This is a genomic window from Enterobacter sp. MGH120, from assembly GCF_001037725.1.
GTDB classification, from domain to species: domain Bacteria; phylum Pseudomonadota; class Gammaproteobacteria; order Enterobacterales; family Enterobacteriaceae; genus Enterobacter; species Enterobacter hormaechei_C.
Map to the genome: position 1 here is coordinate 4,334,043 of NZ_KQ089940.1, position 23,186 is coordinate 4,357,228.

24 protein-coding genes and 3 tRNA genes are annotated in these 23,186 nt (G+C 54.7%); 11 read left to right on the forward strand and 16 right to left on the reverse strand.

Annotated features, from left to right (window positions below):
• Window positions 1–100 precede the first annotated feature (100 nt).
• The gene (locus tag SK54_RS20180) at window positions 101–745 is read left to right on the forward strand and encodes a YtjB family periplasmic protein (protein ID WP_015572615.1); all 645 of its coding nucleotides are present in this window, start codon (window positions 101–103) and stop codon (window positions 743–745) included.
• 39 nt (window positions 746–784) lie between these two features.
• Window positions 785–1,801: a lipoate--protein ligase LplA gene (lplA, locus tag SK54_RS20185; RefSeq protein ID WP_048247836.1), complete on the forward strand. Its 1,017-nt coding sequence runs from the start codon at window positions 785–787 to the stop codon at window positions 1,799–1,801.
• Between the two features lie 85 nt (window positions 1,802–1,886).
• Here the strand turns inward: lplA and deoD are convergent, their stop codons facing one another.
• The 4 genes from deoD to deoC form a co-directional block, all read right to left on the reverse strand.
• Complete coding sequence (gene deoD / locus SK54_RS20190) at window positions 1,887–2,606, reverse strand: purine-nucleoside phosphorylase (protein WP_003856538.1); 720 nt, start codon at window positions 2,604–2,606, stop codon at window positions 1,887–1,889.
• A 125-nt stretch (window positions 2,607–2,731) separates the two neighbouring features.
• Window positions 2,732–3,955 (reverse strand): phosphopentomutase, encoded by a 1,224-nt coding sequence (gene deoB, locus SK54_RS20195; RefSeq protein ID WP_003856540.1) that lies wholly within the window; start codon window positions 3,953–3,955, stop codon window positions 2,732–2,734.
• A 53-nt stretch (window positions 3,956–4,008) separates the two neighbouring features.
• Complete coding sequence (deoA, locus tag SK54_RS20200) at window positions 4,009–5,331, reverse strand: thymidine phosphorylase (protein ID WP_032103050.1); 1,323 nt, start codon at window positions 5,329–5,331, stop codon at window positions 4,009–4,011.
• A 99-nt stretch (window positions 5,332–5,430) separates the two neighbouring features.
• Window positions 5,431–6,210, reverse strand: coding sequence for a deoxyribose-phosphate aldolase (gene deoC / locus SK54_RS20205; RefSeq protein WP_003856543.1), 780 nt, complete (start codon window positions 6,208–6,210; stop codon window positions 5,431–5,433).
• A gap of 262 nt (window positions 6,211–6,472) precedes the next feature.
• On the opposite strand from deoC, the gene SK54_RS20210 reads away from it, so the two are divergent.
• Window positions 6,473–8,008 (forward strand): YjjI family glycine radical enzyme, encoded by a 1,536-nt coding sequence (locus SK54_RS20210; protein WP_048247838.1) that lies wholly within the window; start codon window positions 6,473–6,475, stop codon window positions 8,006–8,008.
• Window positions 7,983–8,843, forward strand: a complete 861-nt coding sequence (locus SK54_RS20215; protein WP_017694551.1) for a YjjW family glycine radical enzyme activase — start codon at window positions 7,983–7,985, stop codon at window positions 8,841–8,843. Before SK54_RS20210 ends, SK54_RS20215 begins: the two co-directional genes overlap by 26 nt.
• On the opposite strand, the gene SK54_RS20220 is transcribed toward SK54_RS20215, so the two are convergent.
• The 8 genes from SK54_RS20220 to SK54_RS20255 form a co-directional block, all read right to left on the reverse strand.
• Window positions 8,838–9,620, reverse strand: a complete 783-nt coding sequence (locus tag SK54_RS20220) for a TatD family hydrolase (RefSeq protein ID WP_032652508.1) — start codon at window positions 9,618–9,620, stop codon at window positions 8,838–8,840. The genes SK54_RS20215 and SK54_RS20220 overlap by 6 nt on opposite strands.
• The gene (locus SK54_RS20225) at window positions 9,617–10,669 is read right to left on the reverse strand and encodes a patatin-like phospholipase family protein (RefSeq protein WP_003856550.1); all 1,053 of its coding nucleotides are present in this window, start codon (window positions 10,667–10,669) and stop codon (window positions 9,617–9,619) included. Before SK54_RS20225 ends, SK54_RS20220 begins: the two co-directional genes overlap by 4 nt.
• 122 nt (window positions 10,670–10,791) lie before the next feature.
• Complete coding sequence (locus SK54_RS20230; RefSeq protein ID WP_003856556.1) at window positions 10,792–10,953, reverse strand: DUF1328 domain-containing protein; 162 nt, start codon at window positions 10,951–10,953, stop codon at window positions 10,792–10,794.
• Window positions 10,954–11,077: 124 nt separating this feature from the next.
• Entirely contained in the window at window positions 11,078–11,695 is a 618-nt protein-coding gene (gene osmY / locus SK54_RS20235; protein ID WP_015572610.1) for a molecular chaperone OsmY, read from the reverse strand.
• A 303-nt stretch (window positions 11,696–11,998) separates the two neighbouring features.
• Complete coding sequence (gene prfC / locus SK54_RS20240; RefSeq protein WP_006810210.1) at window positions 11,999–13,588, reverse strand: peptide chain release factor 3; 1,590 nt, start codon at window positions 13,586–13,588, stop codon at window positions 11,999–12,001.
• 92 nt (window positions 13,589–13,680) lie between these two features.
• Window positions 13,681–14,358 carry a pyrimidine 5'-nucleotidase gene (gene yjjG / locus SK54_RS20245; RefSeq protein WP_017383835.1) on the reverse strand — a complete coding sequence of 226 codons (678 nt, stop codon included), beginning with the start codon at window positions 14,356–14,358 and terminating at the stop codon, window positions 13,681–13,683.
• A gap of 19 nt (window positions 14,359–14,377) precedes the next feature.
• On the reverse strand, window positions 14,378–14,821 hold the full coding sequence (gene rimI, locus SK54_RS20250) for a ribosomal protein S18-alanine N-acetyltransferase (RefSeq protein ID WP_003856565.1): 444 nt from the start codon (window positions 14,819–14,821) through the stop codon (window positions 14,378–14,380).
• Complete coding sequence (locus SK54_RS20255) at window positions 14,790–15,203, reverse strand: DNA polymerase III subunit psi (RefSeq protein ID WP_023295888.1); 414 nt, start codon at window positions 15,201–15,203, stop codon at window positions 14,790–14,792. Before SK54_RS20255 ends, rimI begins: the two co-directional genes overlap by 32 nt.
• Before the next feature lie 102 nt (window positions 15,204–15,305).
• Between SK54_RS20255 and rsmC the strand changes: the two genes are divergently transcribed.
• From rsmC to SK54_RS20275, 4 genes are all read left to right on the forward strand, one after another.
• Window positions 15,306–16,334, forward strand: coding sequence for a 16S rRNA (guanine(1207)-N(2))-methyltransferase RsmC (rsmC, locus tag SK54_RS20260; RefSeq protein WP_015572609.1), 1,029 nt, complete (start codon window positions 15,306–15,308; stop codon window positions 16,332–16,334).
• A gap of 144 nt (window positions 16,335–16,478) precedes the next feature.
• A tRNA-Leu gene (locus SK54_RS20265) sits at window positions 16,479–16,565 on the forward strand.
• 28 nt (window positions 16,566–16,593) lie between these two features.
• Window positions 16,594–16,679 (forward strand) — tRNA-Leu (locus SK54_RS20270).
• Window positions 16,680–16,711: 32 nt separating this feature from the next.
• A tRNA-Leu gene (locus SK54_RS20275) sits at window positions 16,712–16,798 on the forward strand.
• Between the two features lie 42 nt (window positions 16,799–16,840).
• Here SK54_RS20275 and SK54_RS20280 read toward each other — a convergent pair.
• Window positions 16,841–17,110 carry a DUF1435 domain-containing protein gene (locus tag SK54_RS20280; RefSeq protein WP_026080652.1) on the reverse strand — a complete coding sequence of 90 codons (270 nt, stop codon included), beginning with the start codon at window positions 17,108–17,110 and terminating at the stop codon, window positions 16,841–16,843.
• Between the two features lie 216 nt (window positions 17,111–17,326).
• Here SK54_RS20280 and SK54_RS20285 point away from each other — a divergent pair, with 216 nt between their 5' ends.
• Window positions 17,327–18,391 carry a GGDEF domain-containing protein gene (locus tag SK54_RS20285; protein WP_032103055.1) on the forward strand — a complete coding sequence of 355 codons (1,065 nt, stop codon included), beginning with the start codon at window positions 17,327–17,329 and terminating at the stop codon, window positions 18,389–18,391.
• 95 nt (window positions 18,392–18,486) lie between these two features.
• Window positions 18,487–19,275: a siderophore-iron reductase FhuF gene (fhuF, locus tag SK54_RS20290; RefSeq protein ID WP_003856570.1), complete on the forward strand. Its 789-nt coding sequence runs from the start codon at window positions 18,487–18,489 to the stop codon at window positions 19,273–19,275.
• A gap of 77 nt (window positions 19,276–19,352) precedes the next feature.
• On the opposite strand, the gene SK54_RS20295 is transcribed toward fhuF, so the two are convergent.
• The gene (locus tag SK54_RS20295) at window positions 19,353–20,699 is read right to left on the reverse strand and encodes a PTS sugar transporter subunit IIC (RefSeq protein WP_048247840.1); all 1,347 of its coding nucleotides are present in this window, start codon (window positions 20,697–20,699) and stop codon (window positions 19,353–19,355) included.
• A 328-nt stretch (window positions 20,700–21,027) separates the two neighbouring features.
• On the opposite strand from SK54_RS20295, the gene SK54_RS20300 reads away from it, so the two are divergent.
• Window positions 21,028–21,486 carry a YbaK/EbsC family protein gene (locus tag SK54_RS20300; protein WP_003856572.1) on the forward strand — a complete coding sequence of 153 codons (459 nt, stop codon included), beginning with the start codon at window positions 21,028–21,030 and terminating at the stop codon, window positions 21,484–21,486.
• A gap of 31 nt (window positions 21,487–21,517) precedes the next feature.
• Here the strand turns inward: SK54_RS20300 and bglJ are convergent, their stop codons facing one another.
• Both bglJ and SK54_RS20310 read right to left on the reverse strand, forming a co-directional pair.
• Window positions 21,518–22,159: a DNA-binding transcriptional activator BglJ gene (bglJ, locus tag SK54_RS20305; RefSeq protein WP_048247842.1), complete on the reverse strand. Its 642-nt coding sequence runs from the start codon at window positions 22,157–22,159 to the stop codon at window positions 21,518–21,520.
• Entirely contained in the window at window positions 22,156–22,893 is a 738-nt protein-coding gene (locus tag SK54_RS20310) for a helix-turn-helix transcriptional regulator (protein ID WP_017383841.1), read from the reverse strand. Before SK54_RS20310 ends, bglJ begins: the two co-directional genes overlap by 4 nt.
• Window positions 22,894–23,186 lie beyond the last annotated feature (293 nt).

Here is a 23,186-nt window from a genome sequence, read left to right on the forward strand (position 1 = left end):
CGTTCGCGCCGGAAGGTTCCAGAGGGAAAATAACGCATGAGGCTACCCTGTAACCATCACTTCTGGCAACATTAAGCCGTAAATTTTAAGCAGGTGGAATATGGCTCGCGCAAAACTGAAATTCCGGCTTCATCGCGCCGTGATTGTCCTGATCTGTCTCGCACTATTAGTGGCGCTGATGCAGGGGGCATCCTGGTTTAGCCAGAATCACCAACGACAGCGTAACCCGCAGTTTGAGGAACTGGCCCGGACGCTGGCGCGCCAGGTGACGCTCAACGTTGCGCCGTCTATGCGCACCGAAACGCCGGATGATAAGCGAATAGCCCAGGTATTGCGCCAGCTTACGGAAAACAGCCGCATTCTGGATGCAGGCGTGTACGATGAACAGGGCGACCTGATTGCCCGCGCGGGTGAGCATGTCGACGTGCGTGACAGGCTGGCGCTGGATGGCAAAAAAGCCGGGGGTTATTTCAACCAACAAATCGTCGAACCCATTCAGGGCAAGAATGGTCCGCTCGGCTATTTACGTCTGACACTCGACACCCACACCCTGCCAACCGAAGCCAAACAGGTGGATAACACCACCAATATTTTGCGCCTGATGCTGCTGCTCTCGCTGGCGATTGGCGTGGTACTGGCGCGCACGCTGCTCCAGGGCAAACGCACCCGCTGGCAGCAGTCGCCGTTCCTGTTAACCGCCAGCAAGTCGGTTCCCGAAGAGGAAGAGAGCGAGAAGAAAGAATAATGATAAAGTAGGCGGATGATTCGGAAAAGGAAATCTGCCATGTCGACGTTACGCCTGCTAATCTCTGACTCTTACGATCCCTGGTTTAACCTGGCGGTGGAAGAGTGCATCTTCCGCCAGATGCCTGCCACCCAGCGCGTCCTGTTTCTCTGGCGCAACGCCGATACGGTCGTTATTGGTCGCGCGCAAAATCCGTGGAAAGAGTGTAACACCCGCCGTATGGAAGAGGACAACGTCCGCCTGGCGCGCCGCAGCAGCGGCGGCGGTGCGGTGTTTCACGATCTGGGCAACACCTGCTTTACCTTTATGGCGGGCAAGCCGGAATACGACAAAACCATCTCGACCTCCATTGTGCTTAACGCGCTCAATTCACTCGGCGTGACGGCTGAAGCCTCGGGACGTAACGATCTGGTCGTGAAAACGCCTGAAGGCGACCGGAAAGTGTCAGGCTCAGCCTACCGCGAAACGATGGATCGCGGATTCCACCACGGCACATTATTGCTGAATGCCGATCTGAGCCGTCTGGCAAACTATCTGAATCCGGACAAGAAAAAGCTCCAGGCCAAAGGCATTACCTCCGTGCGCGGTCGCGTGGCGAATCTGGTGGAGCTCCTGCCGGGGATTACCCATGAACACATTTGCGATGCGATCCGCGAGGCCTTTTTCAGGCATTACGGTGAACGCGTAGAAGCCGAGGTGATTTCTCCGGATAAAACCCCGGATCTGCCAAACTTCGCGGAAACCTTCGCCCGCCAGAGCAGCTGGGAGTGGAATTTCGGTCAGGCACCGGCGTTTTCACACCTGCTGGATGAGCGATTTACCTGGGGCGGCGTTGAGCTGCACTTTGACGTCGAGAAAGGCCATATCTCTCGTACCCAGGTATTTACGGATAGTCTTAATCCGGCACCGTTAGAAGCGCTGGCTGCACGTTTGCAGGGCTGTCTCTATCGGGCAGATATACTGCAACAGGAGTGTGACGCGTTACGTGTTGATTTTCCGGAACAGGAACAAGAGTTGCGGGAGTTATCGGCGTGGATTGCGCAGGCAGTACGCTAATAAAAAAGCCCGCTGGCGCTCTGCTTAGCGGGCCTGGAAAACCGCTGGCCGGGTCAGGCGAAGCCGCCACCCGGCACAACAGGTATTACTCTTTATCGCCGAGCAGAACGGATTCCAGCGCGATTTTGATCATGTCGTTGAAGGTGGTCTGACGCTCGGCAGCGGTAGTCTGCTCGTGGGTACGGATGTGGTCAGACACGGTGCAGATGGTCAGCGCTTTCGCACCGAATTCAGCCGCCACGCCGTAGATACCGGCCGCTTCCATTTCCACGCCCAGAATGCCGTATTTTTCCATCACGTCGAACATGTCGCCTTCTGGCGAGTAGAACAGATCGGCAGAGAACAGGTTGCCCACGCGCGCGTCAACGCCCAGCGCTTTTGCCGCGTCAACTGCGTTACGCACCATGTCAAAGTCAGCGATGGCCGCAAAGTCATGATCTTTAAAGCGAATGCGGTTGACTTTAGAGTCGGTGCACGCGCCCATGCCGATCACCACGTCACGCAGCTTAACGTCCATGCGCACTGCGCCGCAGGAGCCGACACGGATGATTTTCTTCACGCCGAAATCGGTGATCAGCTCTTTGGTGTAGATGGAGCAGGATGGGATACCCATGCCGTGACCCATCACGGAGATTTTGCGGCCTTTATAGGTGCCGGTGAAGCCCAGCATGCCGCGCACGTTGTTCACTTCACGCACGTCTTCGAGGAAGGTTTCTGCAATGTGCTTCGCGCGCAGCGGGTCGCCCGGCATCAATACGACGTCAGCGAAATCACCCATTTCTGCATTAATGTGAGGAGTTGCCATCTTCAGTTCCTTTTACATTGTTGTTTTTGCCGGGTGGCGGCTACGCCTTACCCGGCCTACATTCTGTTCTCCCTCTCCCGGTGGGAGAGGGCCGGGGTGAGGGCATCAGGCCGCACCCAATCCGCTTAGAACATAGCCTTGCCATATTCCATGTCAGACGTACCAAAGTATTTCGCAATCGTCTGGCCGATGTCCGCGAAGGTTTCACGGTGACCCAGCGAGCCCGGTTTGACTTTCGGGCCGTACACCAGCACCGGAATATGCTCACGGGTGTGGTCGGTACCGGTCCAGGTCGGGTCACAGCCATGGTCAGCGGTCAGGATCAGAATGTCATCTTCCCCCACCAGCTCCATCAGCTCTGGCAGACGGCGGTCAAACAGCTCCAGACCCGCAGCATACCCGGCGACGTCGCGACGGTGGCCCCAGGAGGAGTCGAAGTCCACGAAGTTGGTGAAGACAATGGTCTTATCGCCCGCTTCTTTCATCTCTTTGATGGTGGCGTCGAACAGCGCATCCAGACCGGTCGCTTTGACCTTTTTGGTAATGCCGCAGTTGGCGTAAATGTCCGCGATTTTACCCACGGAAACCACGTGGCCGTCTTTCTCGTCGACGAGTTTTTGCAGCACGGTCGGCGCCGGTGGCTCCACGGCCAGATCGTGACGGTTGCCGGTACGCTGGAAGTTACCCGCTTTGTCGCCGATAAACGGACGCGCGATAACGCGGCCAATGTTGTAGCCGCCTTCGGTCAGCTCTTCACGGGCGATCTCGCACAGCTCGTACAGTTTATCCAGGCCAAACGTCTCTTCATGGCAGGCGATCTGGAACACGGAGTCAGCAGAGGTATAGAAAATCGGCTTGCCGGTTTTCATATGCTCTTCGCCGAGCTGATCCAGAATCACGGTACCGGAGGAGTGGCAGTTGCCGAGGTAGCCCGGCAGGTTGGCGCGCTTCACCAGCTTATCGAGCAGCTCCTGCGGGAAGCTGTTCTCGTGATCGGAGAAGTAGCCCCAGTCAAACAGCACCGGCACGCCGGCGATTTCCCAGTGGCCGGACGGAGTATCTTTCCCGGAAGAGAGCTCGTGCGCCCACGCGTAGGCGCCCACCACTTCCGCGTTACCGTCCATACCGGCTGCGATCTTACCGGTAGAGCCTTCATGCGCTTTTACCAGCCCCAGACGGGTCAGGTTTGGCAGGTTCAGAGGGCCTTTACGACCGTTGTCCGCTTCGCCTTTTGCACAGGCTTCCGCGATGTGACCCAGGGTATCGGAACCCACGTCACCAAATCGTTCTGCATCTTCGGTTGCGCCGATGCCGAATGAGTCCAGCACCATAATAAATGCACGTTTCATAATTGTTCTCCGTACTTAGTGCTTCATAAAAATGCGATCAGATCAGTATACCGCTATTCAGTGATACGACGATAGACCGTCGGTGTGGTTTCCGGTGCTTTATCGTCAAGAGATATTGCCGCCTTCACCGCTTTCGCCGCGTCCTGCCAGCTGGCTTCATCTTTCGCGTGGATCACCGCCAGCGGACGTTGGCCGTCAACGCTGTCGCCCAGACGGGCCATATCGGTAAAGCCGACGCTGTAATCAATGGTGTCCGATGCCTGACGACGACCGCCGCCCATAGACACAACAGCCATGCCGAGCGCGCGGGTATCCATAGCCGAGACAAAGCCTTCGCTGTCCGCATAGACCGCTTTGCTGAGTATCGCGGTGGGCAGGTATTTCGCGTAGTTTTCCACGAAGTCGGTCGGGCCTTTCTGCGCCGCCACCATCCGACCAAAGATCTCCGCCGCTTTGCCGTTGTCCAGCACCGCCTGAAGCTTCGCGCGGGCTTCCGCGTCGTCTTTGGCCAACTTGCCGGAGATTAACATCTCAACGCACAGCGCCATGGTGACATCGAACAGGCGCGGGTTACGGTATTCGCCTGTGAGGAACTGCACGGCCTCACGGACTTCAACCGCGTTACCGGCGCTGGAGGCTAGCACCTGGTTCATGTCCGTCAGCAGTGCAGTGGTGCGCACACCCGCGCCGTTGGAGACGCCAACGATCGCTTCGGCCAGCGCCTCAGAGAGTTCATAGGTTGGCATAAACGCGCCGCTGCCCACTTTCACATCCATCACCAGCGCATCCAGACCTTCCGCCAGTTTTTTGGCAAGGATAGAGGCGGTGATCAGCGGGATGGAGTCTACGGTCGCGGTAATGTCACGCGTCGCGTAGAAACGCTTGTCAGCCGGAGCAAGAGAGCTGGTCTGGCCGATAATCGCCACGCCAACGTCTTTAATAATGTCGCGGAAGCGGTTGTCATCCGGGAAGATATCGAAGCCCGGAATGGCTTCCAGTTTGTCGAGCGTACCGCCGGTATGACCCAGGCCGCGCCCGGAAATCATCGGGATGTAACCGCCACAGGCTGCCACCATCGGGCCAAGCATCAGGGAGGTCACGTCGCCCACGCCGCCGGTGGAGTGTTTGTCCACAATCGGGCCGTTGAGGTTGAGGCTTTTCCAGTCCAGAACGGTTCCTGAATCTCGCATCGCCATGGTCAGCGACACGCGCTCAGGCATCGACATATCGTGGAAGAAAATGGTCATCGCCAGAGCCGCAATCTGCCCTTCAGAGATGGTGTTATCACGAATGCCATTGATAAAAAAGCGGATTTCTTCGTCGCTTAATGCATGACCATCACGTTTTTTACGAATAATTTCTTGTGCGAGAAACACGGTAACCTCCATGCGGAATCGGGTGAATGGCGGCGGATATGTTGACCCGCCCTACGATCCTGTAGGCCGGGTTAGCGTAGCGCCACCCGGCAATTCAACTTAGTAGCTGCTTGCGCTCTTACCGTCACCGTGACCCAGCGCTTTCAGCAGGCTGGCCAGCAGGCTGGACGCGCCGAAGCGGTAGTGGCGGGAATCAGCCCAGTCGGCGCCGAACAGCTCGTCGGCAATCGCCAGGAACTGCTGCGCGTCTTCCGCGGTACGCACGCCGCCCGCCGGTTTGAAGCCAACGGTTTTGGACACGCCCATATCACGGATGACTTCCATCATGATGCGTGCGCTTTCCGGAGTAGCGTTGACCGGCACTTTACCGGTAGAGGTTTTAATGAAATCCGCGCCCGCTTTGATGGAGATTTCAGACGCCTTACGAATCAACGCCTCTTCTTTCAGCTCGCCGGTTTCGATGATCACTTTAAGCAGCACGTTTGCCGCCGCACACGCGTCTTTACAGGCTTTCACCAGGTCAAAACCGACCTGCTCGTTGCCGGCGATCAGCGCGCGGTACGGGAATACCACGTCAACTTCGTCCGCGCCGTACGCAATCGCCGCGCGGGTTTCTGCCAGCGCGATCTCGATATCGTCATTGCCGTGCGGGAAGTTAGTTACGGTGGCAATGCGCACATCCGGCGTGCCCTGCTCTTTCAGCGTTTTGCGGGCAATCGGGATAAAGCGCGGATAGATACAGACGGCGGCGGTGTTACCCACTGGCGTTTTCGCCTGATGGCACAGGGCGATGACTTTTTCATTGGTGTCGTCATCGTTCAGGGTGGTCAGGTCCATCAGTTTCAACGCGCGCAGGCTGCTTGCAGTTAAATCGGTCATAACATTCTCCAACGGCAGTGCCGTATAAATTTTACCTTGCGGGTCTGTGAGTATTCTAACATTCACCCGCATCCACACTTCGACATTCATCACAGTTAATGAAAACTGTGTGCAAATTTGCATTACTGTAATGAGATCTTCTTCAAATTTTAGTGCGTTAATTGCTGACTAAATCGGCGATATCCCCGTTCTGATCAAAAGCGCCACCAGGCTGGCTTCCTACAATTCGTTCACCATCCGCAGAACAACCAAGGAAGTGAACATGCCCGACACCCTGCAACAACGTTGCCAGCACATTGTGACCAGCCCGGTGTTAACCCCGGAACAAAAACGTCATTTTCTGGCGCTGGAAGCGGAGAACAATCTGCCCTATCCCGCTCTGCCAGAGGCGGCCCGCGCCGCGCTGGACGAGGGATTCATCTGCGACATGTTCGAAGGCCATGCGCCTTACAAACCGCGCTACGTGCTGCCGGACTACGCTAAATTTCTGGCTAACGGATCAGAATGGCTGGAGCTGGAAGGGGCGAAAGATCTGGATGATGCCCTCTCGCTGCTCACTATCCTTTATCACCATGTTCCGTCCGTCACATCGATGCCGGTCTATCTGGGCCAGCTCGATGAAATACTCAGCCCATATGTTAAAATTCTAACACAGGATGAAATCGATAGCCGAATAAAACGTTTCTGGCGTTACCTGGACAGAACCCTGCCCGATGCGTTTATGCATGCCAATATCGGCCCGGCGGATACGCCTGTCACCCGAGCCATCCTTCGCGCGGAAGCCGAACTGAAGCAGGTTGCGCCGAACCTGACCTTTATCTACGACCCGGATGTAACCCCCGGCGATCTGCTGCTGAGCGTGGCGGAAAACATTTGTGAATGTAGTAAACCGCATATTTCTAATGGCCCGGTGAATGATAAAATTTTCACAAAAGGTCGCTATGGCGTGGTGAGCTGTTACAACTCCCTGCCGCTGGCGGGCGGCGGCAGCACGCTGGTGCGCCTTAACCTGAAAGCGATCGCGGAACACAGCCGCTCACCGGAAGACTTTTTCACCCGTACCCTTACCCACTACTGCCAGCAACAAATCGCGATCATCAATGCGCGCTGCGATTTTCTATATGAACAATCCGGTTTCTTTGAGAATAGCTTCCTGGTGAAAGAGGGGCTGATTGATGCCGATCGCTTTGTGCCGATGTTTGGCATGTACGGTCTGGCCGAAGCGGTGAATGTGCTGTGCGAGAAAGCAGGCATTACGGGACGTTACGGTAAGAACGAACAGGCCAATGCGCTGGGCTACCGCATCAGTGAACAGCTTGCGGCATTTGTTGAAAACACGCCGGTGAAACACGGCTGGCAGCACCGCGCGATGCTGCATGCCCAGTCTGGGATCAGTTCCGATTCTGGCACCACGCCGGGCGCACGTCTGCCGTACGGCGACGAACCGGACCCAGTCAGCCACCTGCTGGCCGTGGCGCCGCACCATAAACACTATCATTCGGGGATCAGCGATATTCTCACCCTGGAGGAAACGGTTAAACGCAATCCTCAGGCTGTGGTGCAGCTGTGCCTGGGGGCGTTCAACGCCGGTATGCGTGAGTTCACCGCGAATGTAGCCGGAAACGACCTGGTGCGCGTCACCGGGTATATGGTGCGGCTCTCCGATCTGGAGAAATACCGGGAGGCCGGCTCGCGCACCAACACCACCTGGCTCGGCGAGGAGGCCGCGCGCAATACCCGTATTCTGGAACGTCAGCCGCGCGTGATAAGTCATGAACAGCAGATGCGCTTTAGTTAGTCAGGTCATACCCTTCTCCTGCGTGGACGGGCCGGGCAGCCGCCTGGCGTTGTTCCTCCAGGGCTGTAACCTGCGCTGCAAAACCTGCCACAACCCGTGGACGATAGGGCGCTGCAACGACTGCGGAGACTGTGTTCCCCACTGTCCTCATGATGCGCTGGCAATTCAGGCCGGGCGCGTCTGGTGGCAGGAGAGTCACTGTCAGCAGTGCGACACCTGTCTGCACCTGTGTCAGCAGCAGGCGACGCCGATGGCGCAGCGCTATAGCGTCGAGGAGATCCTCTCCCGGGTTCGCACGTCCGCGCCGTTTATTGAGGGCGTGACCGTCAGCGGGGGTGAGGCCACCACGCAGCTGCCGTTTTTGGTTGCGCTGTTCACCGCGATCAAAGCCGATCCGTCCCTGCGCCATCTGACGTGCCTGGTGGACAGCAACGGCCTGTTAAGCGAAACCGGCTGGCAAAAGCTGTTACCGGTGTTTGACGGCGCGATGGTGGATCTGAAAGCCTGGGGCAATGAACATCACCGTTTTCTGACCGGGCGCGAAAACACGCAGATCAAGCAGAGCATCCGCTGGCTGGCCGATCGTCATCGCCTGACGGAGCTGCGCCTGCTGGTGATCCCCGCTCGGTGTGATTATCTGCACCATCTGCCATCGCTGACCGCTTTTATCCACGCGTTGGGGAACGTTCCTGTGCGGATCAACGCGTTTCATGCTCATGGGGTTTACGGGGAGGCGGCGCGATGGCGGAGCGCCACGCCGGAGGACATCGAGCCGCTGGCGCAGGCCCTGGAACGGCAGCAGATCACGGTGATCCGCCCGGCCCTTTATTTATAGCGTGATGCCGAAGACCGCGCGGGTGTTTTCCAGCAGCGCGCTGGCAATCACATCTTCAGGCTCCTGACGCAGCTCACACAGCACATCAAAAACGCGCGCCGCCTGCTCCGGGCGGTTGGGCTGGCCCTGAAAACCATTCAGCGGCATGTCAGGCGCATCCGTTTCCAGCAGGAGCGAGGTCAGCGGGAGCTGCGCCATCACATCACGGGTTTTGCTGGCACGCGGATAGGTAATGGTGCCACCAACGCCAATCTTATAGCCCAGCTCAATAAAACGCTGCGCCTGCTGAAGGCTTCCAGCGAAACCATGGACCACGCCCCTGCGCGGCACGTCGATACGCTTCAGGTGCATCGCCAGTTTGTCATGGGTACGTCTGGAGTGGAGGATCACCGGCAGATCGTGGCGCTTTGCCAGCCGGAGCTGCGCATCCAGGATCGTCTGCTGGCGCTCAAACTGCGGATCTTCACGATAGAGATCGAGGCCGATCTCACCGATGGCAACCAGCTTCGTATCCGCATTTTGCAGCGTGGCATCCAGCCTGTCGAGATGGTCATCAAGATGGTGCTCAATAACGATCGGATGCAGACCCAGCGCGGCATACAGCGCATCGTGCTCCCGGGCAAGCGCCAGAACTTTGTCGAATCTCGCCGCTTCAATAGCGGGCACAATAATGGCTCTCACACCGGCCTCAGCCGCGCGCGCAATACTTGATGTTTCCTCCCCGCTAAACGGCGGGAAATCAAAGTGGCAATGGGTATCGATAAAGCAGTGCGTCACGCCAGATCCTCGTTATCGAGTAAGCCATCGTTGGCCTGCGGCGCGTCCACCAGCGGCATCGCCACCGCGTCATTGGCCACAACGGCAGGCGGCAAAATGATGCTTTTATGCCGATGAAGAGGCGGTTGCTCCGCCAGCATTTTCCCGACGGTCGCCAGGAAGTAACGCCCGCACAGCCGCCCCGTTTTGTAATCCATACGCAACGCAGGCAGCCGACTGCCCAGCGCCATGCTCAACAGCGGTTTAGGCGGATAAATTTCAAAGATGCGCAGCTTGCCCGGTGGTTTTTCAATAAAACGCTGCATCGCGCCGTAGGTGGTTTCATGCTGCTTCGCGATATTCACCAGCGGTTGCAGGCTGCTGTCGCCCAGCCAGCGTTCCATCCGCTTAAACCACTGTGGGGTGTAATACATCTGCGAAGGCACCGTGCGGATCACCACAATGGTTTTTGCCCCGCGCCGCGCCGCCTCCTGTACCGGCACCGCGTCGCTGATACCGCCGTCAAGATAGCTTATCCCCTCCAGCAGGGCGCCGGTGCGGTAGAATCCCGGGATCGCGCTGGACGCGCGGATGATATCCAGCCAGTTCTCTTTCTGTGGCGAAAAGTAACCCGGCGAATAGTCATCGCCACGGCTGGCGCACATCCAGAACTCTTTGCCGGTATCGAACAGACGTGACGCGGTATCCATGGCCAGCGGCATCTGGCTGGAGGTAGCATCCAGTAACCAGTCGAGATCGATCAGGTTCCCGCCGCGTACGAAGCGTACCGGATTGAAGAATTCTTTGGAGGTGGTGTAGCGCATAATCACTTTGCGCGCATAGCCGGGCTGGTTGCAGACATAGGCGGAGAGGTTCTGCGCCCCGGCAGAGGTGCCGAAATAGAGATCGAACGGGTTGAATTGTGCGCGCATAAATTCGTCAAGCACGCCGGCGGTAAAGATACCGCGCTGCCCTCCCCCTTCACAGACCAGCGCAAGCTGGCCTGCATGAAACGGTTTTAACGTCAGCGGCGCAATATTGCCGAGCGTAACGGGAATTCGTTGCCCCACCTCTGCCTTCCTGTTTTCATTATTTTGATGAGACACAGTAACGCACTTCCCCGGTGGTTCTCAAACGAGAAAAAGCCAGTCACGAGGACTGGCTTGAGTTTGTTTAATAAATATTGCGTTTGCTACGGGCGACGTCGACCCGTAAACAGGCTGACCAGGAACAGAATAATACCGACGACGAAGACAATTTTCGCTGCCCATGCCGCGGTACCCGCCAGTCCACCAAAGCCCAATGCGGCGGCAATTAACGCGATAACCAGAAATATAATGCCCCAACGAAACATAAGCCTCTCCTTTACCATAGTTAATGTCGGCCGCTAAACGTGAGCGCTCAGGTCACTCACCGGCTTTTCCAGAATCGTTTTTATTTCGCCCGCGGTTTTCAGCCTGCGGGCGAATGGTACTGCTTTACTTCGTTTTCAGATCGTTTTTGACGCTTTTCACACCATCAATAGCTTTCGCAATTGACTCGGCACGATCGCTTTGTGCCTGATTCTCAACCGTACCGGACAGCTGGACCACACCATCGGTGGTTTCAACTTTCACCATACGGGATGGCACGATGTCGTCAGCTAACAGTTTAGCTTTGATTTCGCTGGTAGTTGCTGCATCTCCGGCATAGCCCTTCACCGACGATTCTTTGCTGTCACGTACGTGCAATTTGTCGCTGACGGAGCTTACGCCCTCAACGCCTTTTGCCACTTTAACGGCTTCTTCGGCCTGGGTCTGGCTTTCAACGAAACCGCTCAGGGTGACAACCTTGTTGTCGGTTTTAACAGAAATATCGGTGCTCTTGATGGATTCGTGATCCACCAGTGCGGCTTTCACTTTTGCTGTGATTGAGCTGTCATCCATGAAATTACCGACTTTATTCATAGAGCTATCGATTTTTTCCCCTGCGGTATTGGCGGAATTTTGCGCTTTATCCATGGTGCTGGTTTCCGCCAGAGCAGAACCGCTTACCAGGACACTACCCAACGTTACGGCCAGCAGAGTTTTAGAAATCTTCAGTCTTGTCATATTCATCGATTTATTCCTGTGTTTTGCCCATTATTTGGGCGACATACTTCCCTAATCTTGGTTTTATATATTGCGAATTAACACCGGGGCAAAATGGAGAACCAATGGACATGCATTGAACAGTTAATTCATCCACGCCCGGTGCTAAACACTGAGTTAAATATAGATCACAATCAGAGGGGTGCATTCAGAATTGGGGAAAAAACGAACGAATAGCGAAAAATTGCGGTGAATTAAGAACATTCCGCAAGGGTTTAATAACACAGGAATTAAAGAAGAGCACGGCGGCTGCCGTGCTCTGAAAGGAAATTAATGCTCGCGGGTTTTGCGGAACTGAACATCAGGATAACGTTCCTGCGTCAGGTTCAGGTTTACCATGGTTGGGGCGATATAGGTCAGGTTATCGCCACCGTCCAGCGCCAGCTGAACTTCGTTCTTACGTTTAAATTCTTCGAATTTCTTCACGTCAGAACACTCAACCCAGCGCGCCGTCGCCACGTTCACCGATTCGTAAATCGCTTCCACGTTGTACTCGCTCTTAAGACGGGCAACCACCACGTCGAACTGGAGCACACCCACCGCGCCCACGATCAGATCGTTGTTGGCGATTGGGCGGAACACCTGTACCGCGCCCTCTTCGGAAAGCTGGACCAGGCCTTTCAGCAGCTGCTTCTGCTTCAGCGGATCGCGCAGGCGAATGCGGCGGAACAGTTCTGGCGCGAAGTTAGGGATACCGGTGAACTTCATCATTTCGCCTTGCGTGAAGGTATCGCCAATCTGAATGGTACCGTGGTTGTGTAAACCAATGATGTCACCCGGATAGGCTTCTTCTACATGCGAACGGTCACCCGCCATGAAGGTCAGCGCGTCGGAGATCACTACGTCTTTACCGATACGGACCTGACGCAGCTTCATGCCCTTTTCGTACTTACCGGAAACCACGCGCATAAAGGCGACGCGGTCGCGGTGTTTCGGGTCCATGTTGGCCTGAATTTTAAAGACGAAGCCGGAGAACTTCTCTTCCTTCGCTTCTACTTCGCGGGTGTCGGTTTTACGCGGCATCGGCTGCGGGGCCCACTCAACCAGACCGTCGAGCATATGGTCAACGCCGAAGTTGCCGAGTGCGGTACCGAAGAAGACCGGGGTAATTTCACCGCTCAGGAACAGCTCTCTGTCGAACTCATGCGACGCGCCTTTAACCAGCTCCAGCTCATCGCGCAGCTGGGCGGCCAGCTCTTCACCGACAGCGGCGTCCAGCTCCGGGTTGTCCAGACCTTTCACAATGCGGACTTCCTGAATGGTGTGGCCCTTACCGGTCTGGTACAGGTAGGTTTCGTCTTTATAGAGGTGGTAAACCCCTTTGAACAGCTTGCCGCAGCCAATCGGCCAGGTGATTGGCGCGCAGGCAATCTTCAGCTCGTTTTCCACTTCATCCATCAGTTCCATCGGATCACGGATGTCACGGTCGAGTTTGTTCATGAAGGTGAGGATCGGCGTATCGCGCAGACGGGTGACTTCCATCAGCTTGCGGGTACGATCTTCAACACCTTTCGCGGCGTCGATCACCATCAGGCAGCAGTCCACCGCCGTCAGCGTACGGTAGGTATCTTCGGAGAAGTCTTCGTGCCCCGGGGTGTCCAGCAGGTTCACCAGGCAGTCGTGATACGGGAACTGCATCACGGAGGTGGTAATCGAAATACCACGCTGCTTTTCCATCTCCATCCAGTCGGATTTAGCATGCTGGCTGGAGCCACGGCCTTTAACGGTACCCGCGGTCTGGATCGCCTGTCCGAACAGCAACACCTTCTCGGTGATGGTCGTTTTACCGGCATCCGGGTGCGAGATAATGGCAAAAGTGCGGCGTTTGGCCACCTCTTGCAGATAAGGAGACAACGTCATAATCAATTCTTCTTAGGTAAGCGCGGCAGCAGGCCGCGCATCATGGAATACGAAAAATGCGGCTATTTTACCCATCAACAGGGGGCAGGCAATCATTGTTTACACAGGAGCTGCTCCAGTTCGTTCAATGACGTAACGGTCCAGGTCGGCTCGATGCCTTCCGGCAGCGTGCGACCATGCGCATTCAGCCAGACGGTCGACAGGCCCGATCTCATACCTCCCAGAATATCAGATTCTGCCGTATCCCCCACCATCAGCACGCGATCGCGGTCAGGATTGCCCGCTTGCGCCAGCGCATAATCGAAAATACGCGGATCCGGCTTCGGTACGCCCACCTCTTCGGAGATCACCAGCGCGTCGAAATGATCGCGCAGGCCGGTGCGTTCAAGGCGGATCTGCTGAAGCGCGGTAAAGCCGTTGGTAATGATCCCAAGCTTCACCTTCCCTTTCAGCGAATCCAGCAGAGAAACGGCGCCGGGCAGCGGCGCGCAGATATCCGCCATCGCATTCAGGAAGGCCTCGTTCAGCGCCCCAGGACTGACGTTTAACCGTTCAGCCCACACGTCAAAACGCTGATGCTGAAGCTGTAACGCGGTGATGGCTCCGTTCTGGTAATCCACCCACAGCGGTTTGTTCACCGCCTGATAGTCCTGAAAATCTTCCGCGGTGAACGTCACGCTATAGTCGAGAAACATCCGCTGTAGGCCGCCGAACGAGTCAAACGTAAACAGCGTTTCGTCGGCATCAAAGAAAATCCAGTCCCATTTCATCGTTACAACCTTATTTTCGTTATCCAATCGGCAGAGCCATGATAATGGCGTCTTCACGTCCCTCTGCGGTGGGGTAGTAGTTACGGCGGATAGTCGCCTCGTTGAAGCCTAAGCTTTCATAGAGCGCGATGGCGGCGACATTGGACGCGCGCACCTCCAGCCACAGGGTGAAAACGTCACGGGTTTCCAGCTCACGAATGAGGTGCTCAAGCAGTTCCCTGCCCAGCCCGCGGCGCTGGTAAGCGGGATCGACCGCAATATTAAACAGCGTCGCCTCGTCCAGAACGACCTGCGTGATGGCGAACGCAGCCATCGCACCGTCAACGTCCAGGCGGAGATTTAAATAGCGTTCGCCCTGATTGCTGGCAAACGTCTTTTCGCTCCACGGAAAGGCATGGGCGCGGGTTTCAATCGCGAACGCGGTGGTCAGGTCAGCCGTCGTGAGGGAAGAAATCGTGTTCATATTCGCAAATTTGTTGCCATAGCGCGCTACGCGCTTTTGGGTTGGCTTTCAGTTCGTCCAGCGCTGGCGAACTGATCTGGCTTCCTTCAAGAGGTAGCTCGTCCACCGCCCCGATTCGCCAGCTGTTACAGCGGCTGTCAGGGGGAAGCATCGCGACGCTTTCAGGCGCCAGCTGTAATACCTGATCGCGGGTCACCTTCAGGGTGCGAAGGACATCCTCAATCAGGGGCTCGTTCAGGGCAGGCGGCGCTTCTGCCACCATCACCAGGCGGACATGCGCAGGTATGGAGATGGCTATTTCGCCCCGCAACGCCGTCGGGCGACGCAAAGCCCACTGGGTAATGCCCAGCTGCTGCAACTGCCAGTCTCGTCGGGATGTCATAGCGAAAACTCCTGTCTCTCAGGCGCGCAAATATAGCAAATGTGTCGAAACTGCGCCATCTACCTACTATAATCCCCGCCTGAGTTTATTGAGGAACAATTCATGTCTGCATTTACCCCGGCAAGTGAAGTCTTGCTGCGTCACAGTGATGATTTCGAAGAAAGCCGTATTCTGTTTGCCGGAGATATGCAGGATGACCTGCCCGCACGTTTCGACTGTGCTGAAAGCCGTGCCCACACCCAGTACTATCACCACTGGCAGGTGCTGAGCCGCCAGATGGGCGAGCGCGCGCGCTTTAGCCTGGCGGCGGAGCAGAGCGATATTGCTGACTGCGATACGCTCATTTACTACTGGCCGAAAAACAAGCCGGAAGCCCAGTTCCAGCTGATGAACCTGCTTTCTCTGCTGCCGGTCGGCTGCGATATTTTTGTTGTCGGTGAGAACCGCAGCGGGGTGCGTAGCGCAGAGCAGATGCTCGAAGCCTGGGCGCCGCTGACGAAAATCGACAGCGCCCGTCGCTGCGGACTGTACCATGGTCGTCTGGAAAAACAGACCACCTTCGATGCCGACGCCTTCTGGGACGAGTACCAGCTTGACGGCCTGACCATTAAAACCCTGCCGGGCGTGTTCAGTCGTGATGCGCTCGATACGGGCAGCAAGCTGCTGCTGTCCACCCTGACGCCTCATACCAAGGGCAAGGTGCTGGACGTCGGCTGTGGTGCGGGCGTGCTGTCAACGGTTCTCGCCAGCCACTCACCAAAAGTGCGTTTAACCCTGTGTGACGTGAGCGCCCCGGCAGTAGAAGCCAGCCGCGCCACGCTTGCTGCGAATGGCATAGAAGGTGACGTGTTTGCCAGCAACGTTTTCTCCGACGTGACCGGTCGCTTTGACATGATCATCTCTAACCCGCCGTTCCACGACGGAATGGAGACCAGCCTTGAAGCGGCGCAAACGCTGATCCGTGGCGCAACCCGTCACCTCAACAGCGGCGGTGAGCTGCGTATCGTAGCGAACGCCTTCCTCGCGTACCCGAAAGTGCTGGATGAAACCTTTGGCTTCCACGAAGTGATCGCCCAGACGGGCCGCTTTAAGGTCTATCGCACCGTGATGACGCGCCAGGCGAAAAAGTAACCCCCCGGTCCGGCGATGGCTGACGCTGCCATCGCCCATTTTTGCAGCAATCAAAACAACGTGCGCAATTTTCTGTTGACGTAAAGCTGAAAACATCTAGAATGCGCCTCCGTGGTTACGATACTTTTACAGTGTCGATGGTATGCGAAGGTGGCGGAATTGGTAGACGCGCTAGCTTCAGGTGTTAGTGTCCTTACGGACGTGGGGGTTCAAGTCCCCCCCCTCGCACCATAAATCACGTTGATATTGCTCGCACTGGGCGAAGGTGGCGGAATTGGTAGACGCGCTAGCTTCAGGTGTTAGTGTCCTTAGGATGTGGGGGTTCGAGTCCCCCCCCTCGCACCAACGAGGCGATATCAAACCAGTAAGATGACTGTGCGAAGGTGGCGGAATTGGTAGACGCGCTAGCTTCAGGTGTTAGTGTCCTTACGGACGTGGGGGTTCAAGTCCCCCCCCTCGCACCAATTATCTTACATCCCCTCAGCAGTGCCTCCTGTTTTTCCCTTTTATTTCAAACTCATCAGAATCACCAGCAGTCCACTGATTAGCGCAACGCATGATGGCAGCAGCACGTAATGCCGTAACTGTTTGTGCCAGATCATTGCGGATGTCACCAGCAAGCCTGAAACAATCATTGCTTTCCAGACATCAATGGGGAGATCGGCAAACATTAGCCCACCGATAATGGAACCAGGCAGTAATATTCCCCACCCACTTCCCAGCGCTTTGCTCAACATGGTTTCACCTCTCGCACTGATAATGATAACCAATATCATATGATAGTAATTATCACTTGTCAGCATGCGACGTAAGAAATTGCGCCAGCAATTGCTTTCCCATAATGACAGAGAATGTGTAAGGTGATAAATTGCCCACCTGTTAACTTCCGATAAAGTTTTTCTGATAATAAAAATTCAATTTTTTAGCGCCCAATATTACACAACAACACCTTGCTCATTGTTTTAATTGAGTTTTAATAAAAACGCACGCATATGACATCACAATCCTGGCTGTCTTTAGTCAACAAGAAATATCAGCTATCTTTACGTTTGTTTTTATTTCTGAACGCCGCATCAGCATTGTTCTCGGTAACAAACCCTCTCTATTCCGTGCGTGTGTTATCAGTCCCGCTCTTTGCCGTACTGACTATCAGCACAGGCTTACTTATCTGGCACTGGAAAAACAGCACGCGAAAAATAAATATCCCTGTTGTTTCAGCTATTTTTGGTCTTTTATGGGCCTGGCAGATCGTCTCTAAATTTCTGTTAATCACGCACGATCACGCGACCTATTTAATGATGGCGCTATTAACAGTGCTTTTTATAGGGTCTCTGGCGTTCGCAAGTAATATTAAAGCCTTTACGTTACATTCATTTCCCGCTTTTATATCCTGCCTGTGGCTTAGTCCGTCCGAAAACTGGCTGAGAATGGCCTATTTTTTCGCGCTGCCGGTGGTCGCCATTGGTATCCATCATGTTCTTCAGCGGCGCAATGACCGTTTCGCCCAGGAGCTGCTTTCCGAACTGCTGGAGGAGCGCGAAACCCTGACCGATCTCAGCATGATGGACCCGCTCACCGGCCTATATAACCGTCGCGGGCTGCAAAGCCGGCTGGAGAATCTTCCCAGGCCTGACGCTGGCGAGCACTTCGTGCTGCTGATGGATATCGACCACTTCAAAGCCTACAACGACCATTATGGCCATATGATGGGCGATCAGGCCTTGATCAGGGTCTCGGCTGCGATACGCGACGCCGTGCGCTCACGCGATGTTGTCGCCCGGTTTGGCGGGGAAGAATTTATGGTGCTGTTGAGTAACATCCCGCTGGAGCAAGCGCGACAGACGGCTGAACGCATACGTCAGAAGGTTTACGATCTTAAAATCCCCCATATGTTTAACGAAAGCGTCGCCACTAACGTGACCATCAGCATCGGCATCGCCATGTTCGAAGGTGACGACGTTGAGGGCGCGCTGGCGAAAGCCGATAAAGCCCTCTATGAAGCCAAGCATATGGGACGTAACAGCATTCTGCTGAGCGAAGAGCTTCATACCGCCTGAAACCGCCTTCACAGCGCCAGGATAAAACGCTTGCGCTCGGTTTTATCTATAGTTAGGATTGGCAATCATTATCATTTAGATTTGTAATCCACACTATGGCGACTCGTACCGCACACATCGTTGAGCCCCTGCTCTGGCGAGCTCCACTCTCCGCCGGGGAAACGACGCTTGCGGATGCCATTCGGGAAAAAATTGCCGTAACGCGCGCCCATCTGCTGGATTTCATCAAACTGGATGAAGCACCGCCGCATCATGCTCTGACGCTGACTGAGTGGCAACGCCCTGCGGAGCTGCGGTCACTGCTGGCAACCTATTCCGACCATATTTATCGTAACCAACCTACCCTGACGCGGGAAAACAAACCGCTGTTATCCCTCTGGGCACAGTGGTATATCGGGCTGATGGTGCCGCCTGTCATGCTGGCCCTGTTGACCCAGGAAACGATGCTCGATCTCTCGTCGGAACATTTCCATGTTGAGTTTCATGAAACCGGGCGCGCTGCCTGTTTCTGGATTGATGTACACGAAGATCCGAGCGCGAGACACCTGTCAGCGCAGGCGCGTATGGAACGGCTGATCACAAGAGCGCTGGTTCCGGTCATTGATGCGCTGGAAGCGACGGGAGAGATTAACGGCAAACTGATCTGGAGTAATACCGGGTATCTTATCCACTGGTATTTAACGGAGATGAAGCCGCTGCTCGGCGACGAGAAAGTGGATGCACTGCGTCAGAGCTGTTTCTTTGCCAGACAGCTGTCGGATGGACGGGACAACCCTCTTTACCGCACCGTGGTTCCGCGTGAGGGACTTCTGGTACGTCGTACCTGCTGTCAGCGCTACCGTCTGCCGGACGTGCAGCAGTGTGGCGATTGCACGCTTAAGTAGTCTGGCCCGGCCTGAAACCCGCAGAGAGAGGGAACAAACATTAAAAACGGCAACCTGCGTTGCCGTTTTGCTTTTACCTAAGCGACCTGCTGATTTTCCTCTTCTCCATTACGCTGTGCTTCTTCCGCTTCCTGCTGAAGCAACTGTTTCTCGTACACCTTGAAGAACGGGAAATAGATAATGGCGGAAACGCAGGCCAAAACCAGCACCAGAATGGCTGCACGGAAATCCCAGCCCAGCGCCCAGGCGGCACCAACCGGAGCCGGTGCCGTCCACGGCACAACGGAAATCACGCGGCCAATCAGATCAAACTTCATCGCTGCCCATGCCAGCACGGCATTAACCATCGGCGCCAGCAGGAAAGGAATAAAGAACACCGGGTTCATCACAATCGGCGTACCGAAAATCACCGGTTCATTGATATTGAAAATGCTTGGTACCACGCTCAGACGTCCAATGGAGCGCAGGTGCGCGGAGCGGCTACGCAGATAGCATAACACCAGCCCCATCGTCGCCCCCGATCCGCCGATAACGATAAAGAACGTCCAGAAGGCTTCCATAAAGATGTGTGGCAAAGGCTGGCTCGCCGCCAGCGCGGTCTGGTTCGCCCCCAGGTTTGTCAGCCAGAACATTTGCAGCATCCCGGAGACAATCGCCGCGCCGTGGATCCCGGCAAACCACAGCAGGTGGCCAATCAGCACCGCCAGCAGGATCGCAGGCAGCGAGTCAGCCGCAGAGACCAGCGGTTTGAATATCGACATGATGGCCTGTGGGATCAGCATACCGAACTGCGACTGGATCAGCAGGCTCAGCGGGTATAGCGTGAGCACCACCACCAGCACCGGGATCAGCAGGTCAAACGAGTTTTTGATCATCGGTGGAACCTGGTCTGGCAGGCGGATCCCGATATTGTGTGCTTTCAGGAAACGCATCATCTCAACGCAATAGATCGCCACCAGAATCGCGGTGAAAATACCGGTCCCTCCCAGGCTATCCACCGGTAAAGCGCCTTTGGTTTTAGGGGCGGCGACCAGCAGGAAAGCCATCAGCGACAGCATCGCGCACATGAACGGATCCAGCTGATGCGTTTTAACGTAATGTTTGCCCAGGTTGTAGGCAATAGCCGCACAGATATAAAGGGACATCACCCCCATTGTCATATCAAACGGCGTCAGAATTTGACCTTCAAACTGCTTCGCCATATCCAGCCAGGCGCGAGCAAAACCCCAGGTGGTATCAGGCGAAAAAGGCGGGTAAGCGAACACTAATAAAAACGAGCCTACAATCATAAACGGCATCGCTGAGATAAACCCGTCACGAATAGCCATAACGTGACGCTGGGAAGAGATGCGCCCGGCAATAGGGCTGACATAATTTTCAACGAAGCGGAAAATCAGATTAAATGCAGCGTGGTTGGCAGACATAGCAGATCTCCTGTCAGACGTTCGTTTTGGACGCTCTCACGTCACACGTTGTTCCATACATCAGCGTCACAACCTTGCCGGATCGTGTACCTGCGGTACTGCTCAAACGGAATGGTTTCATAATTAGCTCTTATTATTAGATACAGGGGAAGTTACACACTTAGTATTAATCTCTGCATCACGCTCTGCAACCGGTTACTGTAACCGGTTTCTGTGAATGTGAAGGCGATCCAGAAATCGCCCCTGACGGATATTTGTTACTTAAGGGATATTTACAGCGACTAAATTCTTATGACAGATTACGCAGGATATTTGTCAGGAGGAATCAATGAGTTTGCAGTCTGTACAACAGTTTTTTGCCGAACACGCTCCGGATATAGAGATCATTGAGCTTAACCAAAGCACAGCGACTGTTGCCCTTGCTGCTGCCGCGCACAACGTTGAACCCGGCCAAATTGCCAAAACGCTGTCACTGAAAATTAAAAATGACGTGATTCTGGTGGTTGCAAAAGGCGATGCGCGTCTGGATAACAAAAAGCTTAAAGAGACATTCGGCGCAAAAGCCCGCATGCTCAGCAGCGATGAGGTAGTCACCCTGACGGGTCATCCTGTTGGCGGCGTCTGCCCTTTCGGACTGGAAAATCCGCTCTCTGTTTACTGTGACATCACATTAAAACAGTACGCGGAAGTGTTACCCGCAGCGGGTGCCATCCACAGTGCGGTGCGTATATCGCCCGACAGAATGGCGGAGCTGACCGCAGCAAAATGGGTCGATGTCTGCATTTAAACGTTGCGCCAGAAGAACTCTGGCGCACCACTTAACGCTGAGAGAATGAAGGAACGGTGAGAGCTGAACGACGCACTTCCCGGGCAGGGAGATGCGCCAGGATATCCGCCGCATCCAGTAATCCCACGTCAGAATTGACGCCCAGCTTTACCATTGCGTTAAACTTATGCGCCCGGATGGTTTTAATATTGCGTTCAAGCTGCGCCGCAATTTCAGGGATTGAAAAACCCGATGACATATAACGCAGTATTGCCCTTTCGGTTGGGCTTAACATACGATTCTGGCTCACACACCAGTGATTGTACATGTTGTCATTCACCTGATGCGTTTCGCTGAGTAATGTCTCCAGCCCCTCCATTAGCTGCTTTAGCGGAACCGATTTACTGATTATCCCATGCAAGCGAGAAGGCGAAAGATGGCTGACCAGCCTCGCCTCCATTTCGTCAGAGGCCAGCACGATACGCTGGACGTCGCTGTGGGTGAAGGTGAGATCCCGTAAACAGGCCAGACAGTTTCTCCGCTCTTCACGCTCATCAGACAGTGAAAAGATAACCGCATAGAATGAGATATCCGAGAGCGCCGCTTTAAAGCTGGCGAATCTGCTAAACAGGTGCACATGGTAATGGCTCAGGGCGGACATCGCAAAGAGATGCTTCAGCCCTACAGCGCTCATTGAGCAGCTTTCGATGACGGCGATATGTCTTGTTGCAGTGGTCTTTTCCATTCCTCAAACTCTCCATAAGCCGACATTAAACTGAGTTCTCGCATTCCCTGGGTACTGCTTATCCACGCGTACATATCGGCATTACTGCGAAGTGATAAGCGGCGCATTGCACTGTTTTTTTGTGCACTGATCGTTTTATTACTTTTATTCAGCAGCGTGGCTATTTGGTTGATTCCCCAACCTTTACCTAATAAACGCAACACCTTGCGTTCAGAGTGGGTGAGCGCAATCATTTGCTCACTCTCTTCTTCAATATCGGACGTTTCCGGTATTAATAACGTCTGGCTTATTCGCTCGGCACGTTCACTGCCCGCGCGAATAGCGTTAATAACGCCTTCAATCGGTTCCATATCCGAAAGCAGCGTGCTTTCCGGACGCATAAGAAGCTCTACTGCAAGTGGATAAAGGGGACGCGAGACAAGGAATATCCAGTGAATGTCCCGATACTGATTCATTAATCCATAATACTGCTCAAGCGTGCCGCGAGGATTACGATACTCACCTGAAATATCGGCAATAACGACCCCAGCGCGACGCAATTGTAGTAGCGTCAACTCCTGCATCGAACGGCAGTACGTTATTTCAAAATCAGGAAAATGACGCGTCATGACGCCACCTAGCCCATTTTGCATAACCGGCACTCTACTAATCACCACTCCGTGTTTACCATTCAATGGCAACATAGACCCTCCCTGTCATGAATTCATTATTTAAGAACGAACTAACCCTACGAGTTTAAACACGCTTGCATCCCTCAGTACAAAACGGCTTAATACTCGCAAATCAGAAGAAATGTCACATGGGTTAAGAAACGCCCAATACTGGCTTAATATCGCATAAAGACCACAAAACTTTAATTAAGATTGCGTGAAAAGATTGAAAATATGAAATTAGAAATACTTAATATATTGTCTTTATAAATCTATATTTTTATATTCATTAAATAAATAGAAAGTGCGGTTTTCTCCCCCTGCTC

Bases quoted from the DNA above. Each gene is read 5' to 3' on its own strand.
- SK54_RS20180 (WP_015572615.1), top strand. From the start codon at position 101: ATGGCTCGCGCAAAACTGAAATTCCGGCTTCATCGCGCCGTGATTGTC.
- lplA (WP_048247836.1), top strand. From the start codon at position 785: ATGTCGACGTTACGCCTGCTAATCTCTGACTCTTACGATCCCTGGTTT.
- deoD (WP_003856538.1), bottom strand. From the start codon at position 2,606: ATGGCAACTCCTCACATTAATGCAGAAATGGGTGATTTCGCTGACGTC.
- deoB (WP_003856540.1), bottom strand. From the start codon at position 3,955: ATGAAACGTGCATTTATTATGGTGCTGGACTCATTCGGCATCGGCGCA.
- deoC (WP_003856543.1), bottom strand. From the start codon at position 6,210: ATGACCGATTTAACTGCAAGCAGCCTGCGCGCGTTGAAACTGATGGAC.
- SK54_RS20210 (WP_048247838.1), top strand. From the start codon at position 6,473: ATGCCCGACACCCTGCAACAACGTTGCCAGCACATTGTGACCAGCCCG.
- SK54_RS20215 (WP_017694551.1), top strand. From the start codon at position 7,983: ATGAACAGCAGATGCGCTTTAGTTAGTCAGGTCATACCCTTCTCCTGC.
- SK54_RS20230 (WP_003856556.1), bottom strand. From the start codon at position 10,953: ATGTTTCGTTGGGGCATTATATTTCTGGTTATCGCGTTAATTGCCGCC.
- osmY (WP_015572610.1), bottom strand. From the start codon at position 11,695: ATGAATATGACAAGACTGAAGATTTCTAAAACTCTGCTGGCCGTAACG.
- prfC (WP_006810210.1), bottom strand. From the start codon at position 13,588: ATGACGTTGTCTCCTTATCTGCAAGAGGTGGCCAAACGCCGCACTTTT.
- yjjG (WP_017383835.1), bottom strand. From the start codon at position 14,358: ATGAAATGGGACTGGATTTTCTTTGATGCCGACGAAACGCTGTTTACG.
- rimI (WP_003856565.1), bottom strand. From the start codon at position 14,821: ATGAACACGATTTCTTCCCTCACGACGGCTGACCTGACCACCGCGTTC.
- SK54_RS20255 (WP_023295888.1), bottom strand. From the start codon at position 15,203: ATGACATCCCGACGAGACTGGCAGTTGCAGCAGCTGGGCATTACCCAG.
- rsmC (WP_015572609.1), top strand. From the start codon at position 15,306: ATGTCTGCATTTACCCCGGCAAGTGAAGTCTTGCTGCGTCACAGTGAT.
- SK54_RS20280 (WP_026080652.1), bottom strand. From the start codon at position 17,110: ATGATATTGGTTATCATTATCAGTGCGAGAGGTGAAACCATGTTGAGC.
- SK54_RS20285 (WP_032103055.1), top strand. From the start codon at position 17,327: ATGACATCACAATCCTGGCTGTCTTTAGTCAACAAGAAATATCAGCTA.
- fhuF (WP_003856570.1), top strand. From the start codon at position 18,487: ATGGCGACTCGTACCGCACACATCGTTGAGCCCCTGCTCTGGCGAGCT.
- SK54_RS20295 (WP_048247840.1), bottom strand. From the start codon at position 20,699: ATGTCTGCCAACCACGCTGCATTTAATCTGATTTTCCGCTTCGTTGAA.
- SK54_RS20300 (WP_003856572.1), top strand. From the start codon at position 21,028: ATGAGTTTGCAGTCTGTACAACAGTTTTTTGCCGAACACGCTCCGGAT.
- bglJ (WP_048247842.1), bottom strand. From the start codon at position 22,159: ATGAGCGCTGTAGGGCTGAAGCATCTCTTTGCGATGTCCGCCCTGAGC.
- SK54_RS20310 (WP_017383841.1), bottom strand. From the start codon at position 22,893: ATGTTGCCATTGAATGGTAAACACGGAGTGGTGATTAGTAGAGTGCCG.